This window comes from Microcystis sp. CS-574 (genome assembly GCF_028329095.1).
In the GTDB taxonomy this organism is placed as follows: domain Bacteria; phylum Cyanobacteriota; class Cyanobacteriia; order Cyanobacteriales; family Microcystaceae; genus Microcystis; species Microcystis ichthyoblabe_A.
In genome coordinates this window covers 1-11,897 of record NZ_JAQMSY010000183.1, presented here as the reverse complement: position 1 = coordinate 11,897, position 11,897 = coordinate 1, and the positions used below count along the sequence as shown (strand labels likewise).

The window sequence follows — 11,897 nt, the reverse complement described above, 5'->3', positions numbered from 1 at the left end:
GGTTTTGAGGGGGTCAATTACCTAATTTTCAGGGAGAAAGTCCAGGAATTTTTCCCCCGATCACTCCCCGAACCATTACTTTTTGATGGTCAAAAGGTCTAAAAGTCTTACCCAACAAGGTTTTTAGATTTATTCAGCCAACCCTATTTAAAGACTATTGATCAGTAATTGGCAGTGATCAGGAGTCAGCATTCAGGAGACAGGAGACAGGAGATAGGGATTTAGGGGTTTTGGGGTTTTGGGGTTTTGGGGTTTTGGGGTTTTAGTTCAATTTCCCCACTTCTCCACTTCCCCACTTCCCCACCCCCCACACCCCAACCCTAATAAAAAATTCTCTCTAAAGGCATTTAAGCAGTCTTTAACCCTTATGTGCTACAATTTTTGAAGATTTTGCTATTCATTTAGGTTCAATCAGGGATCACAGCCTTTTCAGGGAAATTTTATGACAAGTAACTACGGCGCGGAACAGATACAAGTTCTCGAAGGGTTAGAACCAGTCAGGAAGCGGCCGGGGATGTATATCGGTACGACCGGGCCGCGGGGACTACATCATTTAGTCTATGAAGTGGTGGACAACTCGATCGATGAGGCCTTAGCGGGTTACTGTACTCATATCGAAGTGGATATCAAGGCCGATGGTTCCGTCAGCGTTACCGACGATGGCCGGGGTATTCCCACCGATGTCCACCCCACCACGGGTAAATCTGCCCTCGAAACCGTTCTCACTATACTTCATGCCGGCGGTAAATTTGGCAGTGGTGGTTATAAAGTGTCGGGAGGGTTACACGGGGTCGGGATTTCCGTCGTTAATGCTCTTTCTGCATGGGTCGATGTCACCGTCTGGCGCGATCATAAAGTACATACCCAACGCTACGAAAGAGGTATCCCTGTCACAGAATTGGTCAGCAGTCCCAGTCAAGAGGAAAAAACGGGAACTAGGGTTAATTTCCTGCCGGACACCGAAATTTTTAGCCAAGGTATCGAATTTGATTACAGTACCCTCTCCGGACGTTTACGAGAACTAGCCTACTTAAATGCCGGTGTTAAAATCACCTTTAGCGATTACCGTGCCGAAGAACCCCACATCGAAACCTATTGTTATGAGGGGGGTATTAAAGAATACGTCGCCTATATGTGTCGGGAAAAAGAAACCCTGCACAAAGATATTATCTATGTATCGGGGGAAAAGAACGGAATTAATATCGAAGTGGCGTTTCAGTGGTGTATAGATGCCTATAGCGACAATATTCTCGGTTTTGCTAATAACATCCGCACCATTGACGGGGGAACTCATCTAGAAGGATTAAAGGCAGTTCTGACCCGTACTTTAAATAATGTTGCTCGTAAACGCAATAAAATTAAAGAAAACGAGCCTAATCTAGCGGGGGAAAACGTCCGCGAGGGTTTAACCGCCGTTATTTCCGTAAAAGTCCCCGAACCGGAATTCGAGGGCCAAACCAAGACCAAATTAGGTAACACCGAAGTCCGGGGTATCGTCGATTCGCTGGTGGGGGAAACTCTCAACGAATACCTAGAACAAAATCCCCAAGTGGCCGACACGATTATCGAAAAAGCAGTACAAGCGTACAAAGCGGCGGAAGCGGCCCGTCGGGCCCGGGACTTAGTACGACGGAAATCGGTCTTGGAATCCTCACCTTTACCGGGTAAATTGGCTGATTGTAGCGAAAGAGACCCAGAAAAGTCAGAAATTTACATCGTCGAAGGTGACAGCGCCGGCGGTTGTTTTCATGGTGATACAGAAATCGCCCTTGTCGATGGACGCAACCTCAGTTTTAAACAGCTAGTGACCGAACAAGCCCAAGGAAAGGAACATTTTTGTTATACCATTCGCGACAATGGCACGATCGGGGTTGAACGAGTTATTAATGCCCGCATCACCAAAAAAGACGCAGAAGTAATTAAAATTACTCTCGATCATGGTGAAGCGATTATTTGTACTCCTGACCATCTTTTCCTGTTAAGAGATGGTAGCTATAAACCTGCTGCGGCTTTAACTCCAGAAGATGCTTTAATGCCTTTGTATCGGAAATTGTCCGATCTTCGTGACCCCGGAATCACCATTAACGGTTATGAAATGGTCTGGAATCCCGCTTCCGATTCTTGGTTGTTCACTCATGCGATCGCTGATTGGTATAATCGTTGGCAGGGAATTTATCAACTCGAAGATGGAGAACATTGTCATCACATAGACTTCAATAAACTGAACAATAATCCCTCCAATCTTCAAAGATTATCCATTCAGGATCATTTGGAATTACATCGTTATCACATTCAGAAAACTTTACATCGTCCTGAAGTGATCGAAAAATGTCGTCAACTTCGTCAGACTGATGAATTTCGCTTGATGATGAGTCAACGAATGTTAGAACCAGAAACAAGGCAAATTTTATCAGAACAAGCCAAAGCACAATGGGAAGTAGCAGCATATAAAGCCTACATGACCGAAAAATGGCGCACTTTCTACGATACAAATGAGGAATACCGCCGACACAATGCCGAACAACTTTATCAAGCACAACAGCAATATTGGAGTAACCAGACAAATCGCCAAGCACAAGCGGATAAAGTTCGTCAATACTTTATCGACCATCCTGAACAGCGTCAAGTTTATTCTGAAACTGCCAAACAACAATGGCAAAATCAGGATTTACTATCATGGCGACGGGAGAAAACTAAAGAACAATGGACAGGGGAATTTCGTTCAAAACGTCGTGATGCTTTGAATAAAACTTACTATCAAAAAACCCTAGCGACCTTAAAACAAATTGAGATCGAACGAGGTTATATTGATTTGGAAGCTTATCAAAAATATCGGCTTCAGACGCGGGATAAATCAATATTGCGATTTGATTCTTTCTGCGATCGCTACTTTGATGGTGATAAAAATAAAGCCTTAGAAGCGGTGGCTAATTACAATCATCGAGTTGTGGCGATCGAGCGATTAGAAACAAGATTCGATGTCTATGATATCGAGGTTCCTCATACCCATAACTTTGCCCTTGCTTCCGGCGTTTTCGTCCATAACAGTGCCAAACAGGGGCGCGATCGTCGTTTTCAAGCGATTCTACCTCTGCGGGGAAAAATCCTCAATATCGAAAAAACCGATGATGCCAAAATCTACAAAAATACGGAAATTCAATCCTTAATTACCGCCCTCGGTTTAGGAATTAAAGGAGAAGATTTCGACCCCTCACAATTGCGCTATCATCGCATTGTTTTAATGACTGACGCTGATGTGGATGGCGCCCACATCCGAACTTTGTTGTTAACTTTCTTCTATCGTTATCAGAAGAATTTAATTGATCAAGGTTATGTATATATCGCCTGTCCTCCTCTCTATAAATTGGAACGCGGTAAAAATCATTCCTACTGCTATAGCGATCGAGAATTACAGCAAAAGATAGCGGAATTTCCCTCCAATGCTAACTACACAATCCAACGTTTTAAAGGGTTAGGAGAAATGATGCCCCAACAACTTTGGGATACTACCATGAATCCCGAAACTCGCACTTTAAAACGGGTGGAAATCGAAGACGCAGCCAAAGCAGAGGAATTATTTACCATTCTTATGGGCGATCGAGTTGCCCCCCGGCGAGAATTTATCGAAACCCACGGACCGCGTTTAAATCTTACGGATTTGGACATTTAAACAGTAACTTCGGAGGGCGCAGGTTGCTTGCGCCCCTACAGTAACGGATTTTGTCCACAATGTAGGGGCGAACTGCGTTCGCCCAAAAGGTACATTATCAAAGCGCAAGTCCCTAACTACCTGGGATCGATCGAAATGGGATTTAATAAAAATAAGGCCGCATGACTAGCCATTTCTTCTGATAAATAAATCTTTTTATATTTAATAATCCCCGTTTCTAGAAAAGAATCCCTTAACATGGCTTTTGTCCCACTATTAAAGTCCGCTTCGTAGAAAACTTCCTTAATTCCCGAAGAAATAATTAGTTTTAAACAGGAAATACAGGGTTCTAAGGTAACATAGATACTAGCTCCTTGGGTAGAAATACCGTGTTTAGCCGCTTGAGCGATCGCATTAGCTTCAGCATGAATTGCCCGAGAGGGAATTTCTCCAGATTCTCGACAGGTTCCCAAACCGGGATAACAAAAACCCTGGGCAGTACAATGAACCGTTCCCGATGGGGAACCATTGTACCCCGTGGCTAAAACCTGCCGATCTTTGACAATTACCGCACCGACGGGAAAAGCTAAACAGGTGGATCTGGTGGCGGCTAATTTAGCGATCATTAAAAAGTATTCGTCCCAAGTCGGTCTTTTTTCTTCAGAGTTGATCACGGTTTCACACCAAGCTAGAAAAAGCGAAAAAGAGGGAGTTATCTCTGATAGCTTATCATTAGATGACCTCTAAACCAATTAAAGCACTACCCTGACTACCGATCGCGTAGTCAATGTAGTCACCAGCCTCTTCTAACTGATAACTGCTCACTGATTAAGGAATAGCATAAAAACTGAAAAAACCTCGAAAAATTAATAATAATTTAAATAATTTGACTGCTTGAGAATAATTGAGATTTTGGCTGATAGCTAAACCCTGACGACCAGAAAAATAACAGAAATTCTTAAGAAGCTAAAGGGTTTAAATCCCCAGAGAGGGCATTGTAAAATGAAGCGGTTAGTTATCTACTAGAAGAGAGGACTTTTCCGTCCTAGCGACGCAATTCTATGGAAATCTTTAACCCAAATTGCCAAGGAGACTGAATTTTAATGTCTGTTAATTTTCTAGGGGTTGGTTTGTTTCACCCTCTCCTGACCCCTTATCTCGCCCTCCATATACCCGACGGCTTTTTGAGTCCATCGGTGAGTCTATTTACTTGGATAATTGCCGTTGTCCTGATTGGCTTTTCTCTCAAAAAAGTGCGCGGTCACTACGCTGAACGGGCTGTACCTTTGATGGGAGTTTGTGCCGCCTTTATTTTTGCCGCCCAGATGATTAATTTTCCCATTCCGGGGGGAACCTCCGGACATTTGTTAGGGGGGACTCTCGCGGGGGTTTTACTCGGTCCCTGGGCGGGTTCTCTGGTGATGGCGGTGGTTTTTATCGTGCAAGCTTTATTTTTTCAAGATGGCGGTTTAACGGTTTTAGGGGCAAATATCGTCAATATGGGTCTGATCGGGACGTTTGGCGGTTATTATCTCTATCTGGGGATTAGAAAAGCCCTCGGTTTTCATCGTTGGCGCAGTATGGCGATCGCTGTTGCCGTAGCTGCTTGGACAAGTGTGGTGGTGGCTGCGTTAGCTTGCGCCCTGCAATTGGCTTTATCGGGGACTGTACCGCCTTTAGTCGCCCTTGTGGCCATGTTATCTTGGCATATCCTCATCGGTATCGGGGAAGCGGTGATTACCGTTTTCGCTGTCGGTTATATCTGGCGAACTCGTCCCGATCTCCTCTACGATCCGCCCCATTCCGTTAATACTTCTGTTTCCCCTTCCTAAGCTTCTCGTCAATAAACCAATTAAGTCGATGAATATTCGCAGAAATAGCCGATTTTTTCTGATTGGCTTGGTATTGTCCCTAATTATTGCCGTTTTCCTTTCTCCCTTTGCCAGTCCCGATCCCGACGGACTCGATCGAGTGGCGGAAGACTTGCAATTTAGCCAAAAAGAAGACCCTAACGCCCTCGGTAATCAATTACCCTCCGCCCGAATTTTTGATGGTTATGCCCTCAAAGGTGTTCCCGAAGGTGTGGCCACTCCCCTCGCCGGTTTTCTGGGAACTCTTGCCACTTTCGGCATCGCTTGGGGTATCGGTAAATTAGTCATTCCAAAATCCCAAAATCAGGAATAAGTAGATAGGAGTCGAGAAGTGGGGTAGTGGGGTAGTGCGGCATTTGGCTGAAATTTCCCTAAATCCCTAAATACCTAAATCACTGATAACTGATAACTGAATAAATGCTACACATTGCCACTTTTTCTCGCGAAAATGAGTGCCAAAATTGCGGTTTTTGGCAGAAACTTGCGCCCCATACCCGGGTTTTAGTGACTCTTTTGTTAGTTTTTGCCACAGCCTTAACCCCGAATGGTAGCTGGGAAACTTGGGGGATTTACGGATTAGGATTAATTATTTTAATTCTGATCAGTCGGGTGACTATTCTTGTACTTTTACGAAGAGTAGCGATCGAATTTGTCTTTATCGGTGTGGTTTTATTGGGAACTCTTTTTCGTGATGGCGGGGAAATTCTTTGGTCTTGGGGATTTTTGCGGATAACTAGCGAGGGATTGCTGGTTTTAGGCAGTGTGGCCTTTAAAGCTTTTCTCTGTCTTTGTACGGTCAATATTCTGGTTTTAACCACAGCAATTCCCGACCTGTTACAAGCATTAGTTACCCTAAAAACCCCCCCTTTATTGGTGGCAATTTTGGCTTCTATGTACCGTTATCTAGCTGTTTTGATCGCTGAATTTAATTCCATGCGAAGGGCAGCAATTGCGCGCAATTTAATGAGTAGTCCCCGATGGCAACGGCTGCTAGTGGGACACATGATCGGCGCTTTATTTATCCGTACCTACGAACGTGGCGATCGCATTTATCAAGCCATGTTATCGAGGGGTTACACCGGTTCCTTGCCCTCTGTACAGGTTCCCCAAAGTAAGCTGAAAGATTATCTCGCTATAATTGCCATAGTAATTCTGATCCTCTGGGGTCAAATGGTACATCTACTCAGGTAAAAGTCTCGTTTTTCATGCACCACAACCCGATTTTTATTGAAAACCTAGTTTATACCTATCCTGACGGCACAGAAGCGTTAAAGGGTATTAATTTAGCCATCGAAGCTACGGAAAAGGTGGCTTTAGTCGGGGCAAATGGATCGGGAAAATCCACCTTATTACTGCATTTTAACGGTATTCTCCCGCCACAAACCGGTAGAATCACCGTCGGTCCCTACGAAGTTAAACCGGAGAATTTAGAAAATATCCGCAATTTTGTCGGTTTAGTCTTCCAAAACCCCGACGATCAGCTATTTATGCCCACTGTCTGGGAAGATGTGACTTTTGGCCCGATGAATCAGGGTATTCGGGGAGAGGATCTAAACCATCGCTGTCATCATGCTTTACACGCGGTGGGATTGGATTCCCAGCATTACGGTAAGAGAAACAGTCAGAATCTATCGGGGGGTGAAAAAAAACGCGTGGCAATTGCAGGGGTTTTAGCCATGTTACCGGAGGTCTTAGTTTTTGATGAACCTAGCGCCCAACTGGATCCCAGGTCCCGTCGGCAATTAATACAACTGTTAGCCACTTTACCCCAAACCCAAGTGATCGCCACCCACGATCTCGATCTGGCTTTAGAATTATGCGATCGCACGGTGGTGTTAAGTCGTGGTCAGGTGGTAGCAGAAGGAGAAACCGCTAGGATTTTAAGTAATCGGGAATTTTTGGAACAACACGACTTGGAAACACCCCTTTGTTATAGTCGTCCCTACTGTGCGATCGCTGATGCCCCCTATACTGATGTCTGATGCACAATTTGGAGATTTATTATCGGTTTCTTGCATTATGAGAGAGGACAAAAGCGAGAAAGTCTGACATTCTTGAGATAGGTAGCACGAAAATCGAGGCCATTTCTCACGATGCAAGCTCTGCTAGAAAAAGCTCAGATAGCGTTGAATAAAAAGGACTGGGAGACAGTAAACGCCAGCATACAGCGACTTTTAAACCAAAAAGATGCTGTTGAATCGATTATTAACGATGAAATCCTCGATTTAGCCCTAGAAGCTTTACAAAAATGCGATTTTCAACAGCGATGGGAGACAGCGAAACTATTTCCTCAAATCGGGCAATCGGCGATCGCTCCTCTAATTGCCCTGTTAGAATCCGAGGAACAAGATGGGGAAATGCGCTGGTTTCTGGCGAGAATTCTCAGTCAATTTGACGATCGAGCCTGTATTCTCGCTCTCAGTCAATTATTGCAAAGATCGGAGGAGGAGGAACTCAGCCAAATGGCTGCGGCTGCTTTAGCTAATATCGGCAGTTCTGCCATCTCTAGTTTAGGACAATTACTGTCCGACTCTAATACCCGTTTTTTAGCCGTACAAGCTTTATCACAAATTCGCCGGCCGGAAATTATCGAACCGCTTTTAACTGTAGTTAAGGATCAATCTAGCGCCATTCGGTCGATGGCGATCGAAGCTTTAAGCAGTTTTCACCATCCCCAGATTACTGCGATTATCCTCGATGCTTTACAGGATCCGGCCATCGCTGTGCGACGGGAAGCAATTAAAGCTAGTAGTTACCTAGGGACGAATTATCCCCAAGCAGATTTACTTAACCATCTGCAACCGCTGTTATTCGATATCCACCTCGAGATCTGTCAAGAAACGGCGATCGCTCTCGGTCGTATCGGCACAGCAACCTCAGCTAAAGCTTTAAATCCACTGCTGCAATCTTCCTTAACTCCCGATAGTTTAAAATTAACTGTAGTGCGAGCATTGGGCTGGATCGAGGATGGAGAAGCTTTAAATTATCTAGAAAAGGCTTTATATAGCGAAAATGTCCTAATTTGTCGGGAAATTATCGCTATTCTCGGCCGGCAAACCTGCCAGAAATTACGCCAACAAGCAGGGGAAATTCTCAGTAATTTTTATCACTCCCGTCCGGCGCTCTTCACTGATACGGGAGTTAAACAGTCTCTAGCGATCGCTTTAGGAGAATTAGAGCGGGATAATAAAAGTATTTTGCTGACTTTAGCAGCCGATGGGGAAGGGATCGTCCGTCTCCATGCTCTCAGCGCCCTAAAAAAGCTAGATCATGGGACTATATAGCTAATTTACCGATGCACAGATGTGGTGAATTTGTCAGTGATCCGCATCCATTTCCCCAAGGATAGCGTTTAATTTCTCCTGCGCTTCTTGAGCAAATTGGGCATTAATGGAAAAATTGAGGCTCTCTTATTCTTTGTGTGATAAGTTTAACTTATATATTAGTGATCGATCTTTGTGTCCTTTGTGTCTCTGTGGTTCGTTCCACTCACTGCCCCAAGACTGTATCTTAGAATACATTTTAGCCACCAAACCTAAGAGAGCCATCTATCTGATTAGTTAAAGCTAAAACATATCTTTCTACTATTACTGATCACTTACTAATAAATGATTCTAGCTGATAGCTGATAACTAAAAAACTGATTACTGATTACTGATCACTGATCACTGATTTAAGGTCTTTGCAGGAAGATTAATTCTTCAACGGGGAGGAAATCATAGTATTGACCTTGATTAGCTAAAACTGCGATTAAATGGAGACGAGCATCGGGTTCAATGTGTAATCCTTCCCAGGGGACAGCAATTTCCAAACATTGATTAAAAGAAGCTTTGGCACTACTAGGAACTCGCTGCCAAGTAAAATATTCTTGAGCGACTTCTAACCAAGTAAATTCCGTGATTAAATTAACTCCTAGATGATGATGATAACCGTAATCGAGGGGCGATCGAGGGGGAATATCTGCTAGGGTAATTGGACTTTGCAGACGATGCACTTCGTCATAATACCAATATAAATGCACTTCAGGCGGGATATCTTTGCCTAATTCTGCCCCCGGTTTCCAATCGAAACGCAGATAAAAATTGAGGTGATCCCAACCGAAAAAGAGCCTTTGTACTAAGGAAGTCCGGTGCATTGTACCACTGGCGCCGCCAATTTCGATCCGTCCAGCTTTATCCCAATCCTGTTCGTCCCCAAAACCGTCGATAATGGGGTGAATGAAAGCCAGCGGACGATTACTTTGTTTATCCCCGTGTTCTTCCACCGGTTCGAGCAAATAGGAGGGAATTGGCTCATTTAAAGCTTGATAAAGAGCGATTAGGTGTTCGCGGAAAAGTTGGTCAAAAATTGCGTCATGATTGGAGGAATGGCCATAACCAAACCACCAAAACCAATCGGAACCTTCCGCTGCATACAATGCTTCCCACGCATCGGGGTTATTATCTTCCGTCGCTTCCGGGTGATTAGCGAGGGTTTGACGGGCTAAAATTAGATATTCCCAAGCTTTATTTTTAGCGGGATCGCCGATCCAAGTGGTAAAATTGGCATCGATCCAAGAGCCGCTATGAAGTTGATTGACAGGGATTTTAGCATTAGCCGGAAAGCGATCGAGATATTCCGAGACAGTGACTAATTCGATCGCTTGGTGGTCGCTTAAAAGTTGATAAAGATTCTCTAGGAAGGGTAAACCGTCTTGATGATAGTTTTCCCAACAGTTTTCGCCATCTAGCGCAATGGTAACTAACCAGGGTTTTTCTAGCGTCGTGGTTTCTGCGTTGGTTTTCAGTTGTTCGGCGATCGCTTCTAGGTGTTTAACTAAGTCTGTAGCGGCCTCTTGCGCTTTCATGCCACTATAGCTAAATCCGATCAGATCCGAGAGACGATGATCGCGGAAAACCATCGATAAATTGCCGTTGCTAGTTTCCAGAAGGTAGGGACTATAAAGCAATTCTGGTTCGCTAATATTGCCTTTTTCGTCGCGATGAAAGTAATGTCCCAGAGACCAACCTAACACCCCCTCATCGGAACATAACCACTGAAAACCCTGTTTAGCGACAGCGGGGAGAATTGCGGGACTAACGGATTGTTCCGAGGGCCAAAGTCCTCGAGGTTGTTTATCAAAGCGATCGATATAGATTTGCCAAGCTTTCTGGAGATGGCGGCAAATATCTTCAGGATAGTGGAAATATTGGCGAGGAAGGGTCATATTCGGCACCGCTACCCGGCCGGCTTCCGAGTTGGCCAGCAGGGGTAAAATTGGATGGGTGTAGGGACTGGTAATGATTTCTAGTTGTCCAGTTTCCTGCATTAACCGGTGTTGCGGCAAGATGCGACGCAGAATTTGACGCTGTTTGGAGATAATTCGCTGGCGATCGCTTAAAGTGAAGTTTTTTCCCTGTTCTAACCAAGCAGCGATTTCTGGGTCACTGTGAAAGATAGGATCGATCCAAGCGAGGTTATGCCAAGCCAAGAGATCGCTATAATCTTGCAGATTCCAATGGCTAATACACCAACTATGACCGTTTTCTTGACGCTGTGCGTATAATTGGGCGTAACGGGGGTGCGGATCGATCAGGGTACGATGGTTAGCATCGAAAAAGTGTTCGAGGATAAAGTGTTTTTGTGCCAGGGTTAACTGCGCTTCTGGGGTGACGGTGAGAGCAAGATAGGGGTCTATAGCTAGTCCGTTGACGTAATCCTCTAATTGCAGGATTAAAGAGGGGACAAGGTTGACAGTTTGGTGTAATTTGGGAAAACGTTCTAGAATTAAGATTAAATCGAGATAATCTTTCACTCCATGCAGTCGCACCCAGGGTAAGCGATATTGTCCCGAAGCATCGGTGCTAGTTTGACAGGATTTGTAGAGGGGTTGGTGTTGATGCCAAATAAAAGCGACGTAGAGAGGATAGGCCATGATAATACCGAGAAAAAGTACATATAACAGGCTTTAAAGCCGTTATATTAGATAATAATGGACAATAAAGCCCATTATAGATTTTTAAAAGTTGATTTCGGTCACTACCATAATCCTATCAACTGGTTTTGAGGGGGTATCGTCTCTTTGTATTTGTTAAAGGATCGGCTCCTCTGGTGGTGAGTATTGGGAGTTCAGCAGTAAGCTGTTCGTAATTTAAATTGCGGGCTCTCCTGGTTTTCCTGTATTAATTTTTGTTATGAATTAAAGCAAGCAAACAGCTTAATTGGTAAATTCATAACTTATTCTTTTAATAAGCTTTATTTTGGTATTCATTCCCTCAATTAATCCGTCGGTTGTATGATTTTCAAAGTAATTACAAATACCAGGCAAATGCTTCTGGATCATGCTGGCACTACTTTGATATAATATCCCGCCTATTCTTATCCATTTTTCCAATTTT

General features: G+C 44.1%; 8 protein-coding genes and 1 pseudogene. 6 read left to right on the top strand and 3 right to left on the bottom strand.

All coding sequences use genetic code 11. From position 1 onward, the window contains the following. The first annotated feature begins 442 nt into the window (after positions 1 to 442). Complete coding sequence (gyrB, locus tag PN470_RS14805; RefSeq protein ID WP_272104739.1) at positions 443 to 3,670, top strand: DNA topoisomerase (ATP-hydrolyzing) subunit B; 3,228 nt, start codon at positions 443 to 445, stop codon at positions 3,668 to 3,670. 116 nt (positions 3,671 to 3,786) lie between these two features. Here the strand turns inward: gyrB and PN470_RS14800 are convergent, their stop codons facing one another. Continuing rightward, complete coding sequence (locus PN470_RS14800; RefSeq protein ID WP_002755901.1) at positions 3,787 to 4,323, bottom strand: deoxycytidylate deaminase; 537 nt, start codon at positions 4,321 to 4,323, stop codon at positions 3,787 to 3,789. Positions 4,324 to 4,752: 429 nt separating this feature from the next. Here PN470_RS14800 and PN470_RS14795 point away from each other — a divergent pair, with 429 nt between their 5' ends. The 5 genes from PN470_RS14795 to PN470_RS14775 all read left to right on the top strand — a co-directional run bounded on the left by PN470_RS14795 (position 4,753) and on the right by PN470_RS14775 (position 8,804). Next, complete coding sequence (locus PN470_RS14795) at positions 4,753 to 5,481, top strand: energy-coupling factor ABC transporter permease (protein ID WP_272104738.1); 729 nt, start codon at positions 4,753 to 4,755, stop codon at positions 5,479 to 5,481. Positions 5,482 to 5,509: 28 nt separating this feature from the next. Then, complete coding sequence (locus PN470_RS14790; RefSeq protein ID WP_272104737.1) at positions 5,510 to 5,833, top strand: PDGLE domain-containing protein; 324 nt, start codon at positions 5,510 to 5,512, stop codon at positions 5,831 to 5,833. A 104-nt stretch (positions 5,834 to 5,937) separates the two neighbouring features. Next, positions 5,938 to 6,711 carry a cobalt ECF transporter T component CbiQ gene (cbiQ, locus tag PN470_RS14785; protein ID WP_130758368.1) on the top strand — a complete coding sequence of 258 codons (774 nt, stop codon included), beginning with the start codon at positions 5,938 to 5,940 and terminating at the stop codon, positions 6,709 to 6,711. Positions 6,712 to 6,725: 14 nt separating this feature from the next. Then, entirely contained in the window at positions 6,726 to 7,502 is a 777-nt protein-coding gene (locus PN470_RS14780; protein ID WP_103112319.1) for an energy-coupling factor ABC transporter ATP-binding protein, read from the top strand. Between the two features lie 111 nt (positions 7,503 to 7,613). Next, complete coding sequence (locus PN470_RS14775; RefSeq protein ID WP_271939270.1) at positions 7,614 to 8,804, top strand: HEAT repeat domain-containing protein; 1,191 nt, start codon at positions 7,614 to 7,616, stop codon at positions 8,802 to 8,804. Positions 8,805 to 9,193: 389 nt separating this feature from the next. Here PN470_RS14775 and PN470_RS14770 read toward each other — a convergent pair whose 3' ends face one another. Continuing rightward, positions 9,194 to 11,434 carry a glycoside hydrolase gene (locus PN470_RS14770; RefSeq protein WP_271939268.1) on the bottom strand — a complete coding sequence of 747 codons (2,241 nt, stop codon included), beginning with the start codon at positions 11,432 to 11,434 and terminating at the stop codon, positions 9,194 to 9,196. A 257-nt stretch (positions 11,435 to 11,691) separates the two neighbouring features. Continuing rightward, positions 11,692 to 11,897 (bottom strand): annotated as a pseudogene (locus tag PN470_RS14765) (transposase); the annotation flags it as partial.

Bases quoted from the DNA above. Each gene is read 5' to 3' on its own strand.
- gyrB (WP_272104739.1), top strand. From the start codon at position 443: ATGACAAGTAACTACGGCGCGGAACAGATACAAGTTCTCGAAGGGTTA.
- PN470_RS14795 (WP_272104738.1), top strand. From the start codon at position 4,753: ATGTCTGTTAATTTTCTAGGGGTTGGTTTGTTTCACCCTCTCCTGACC.
- PN470_RS14790 (WP_272104737.1), top strand. From the start codon at position 5,510: ATGAATATTCGCAGAAATAGCCGATTTTTTCTGATTGGCTTGGTATTG.
- cbiQ (WP_130758368.1), top strand. From the start codon at position 5,938: ATGCTACACATTGCCACTTTTTCTCGCGAAAATGAGTGCCAAAATTGC.
- PN470_RS14780 (WP_103112319.1), top strand. From the start codon at position 6,726: ATGCACCACAACCCGATTTTTATTGAAAACCTAGTTTATACCTATCCT.
- PN470_RS14775 (WP_271939270.1), top strand. From the start codon at position 7,614: ATGCAAGCTCTGCTAGAAAAAGCTCAGATAGCGTTGAATAAAAAGGAC.
- PN470_RS14770 (WP_271939268.1), bottom strand. From the start codon at position 11,434: ATGGCCTATCCTCTCTACGTCGCTTTTATTTGGCATCAACACCAACCC.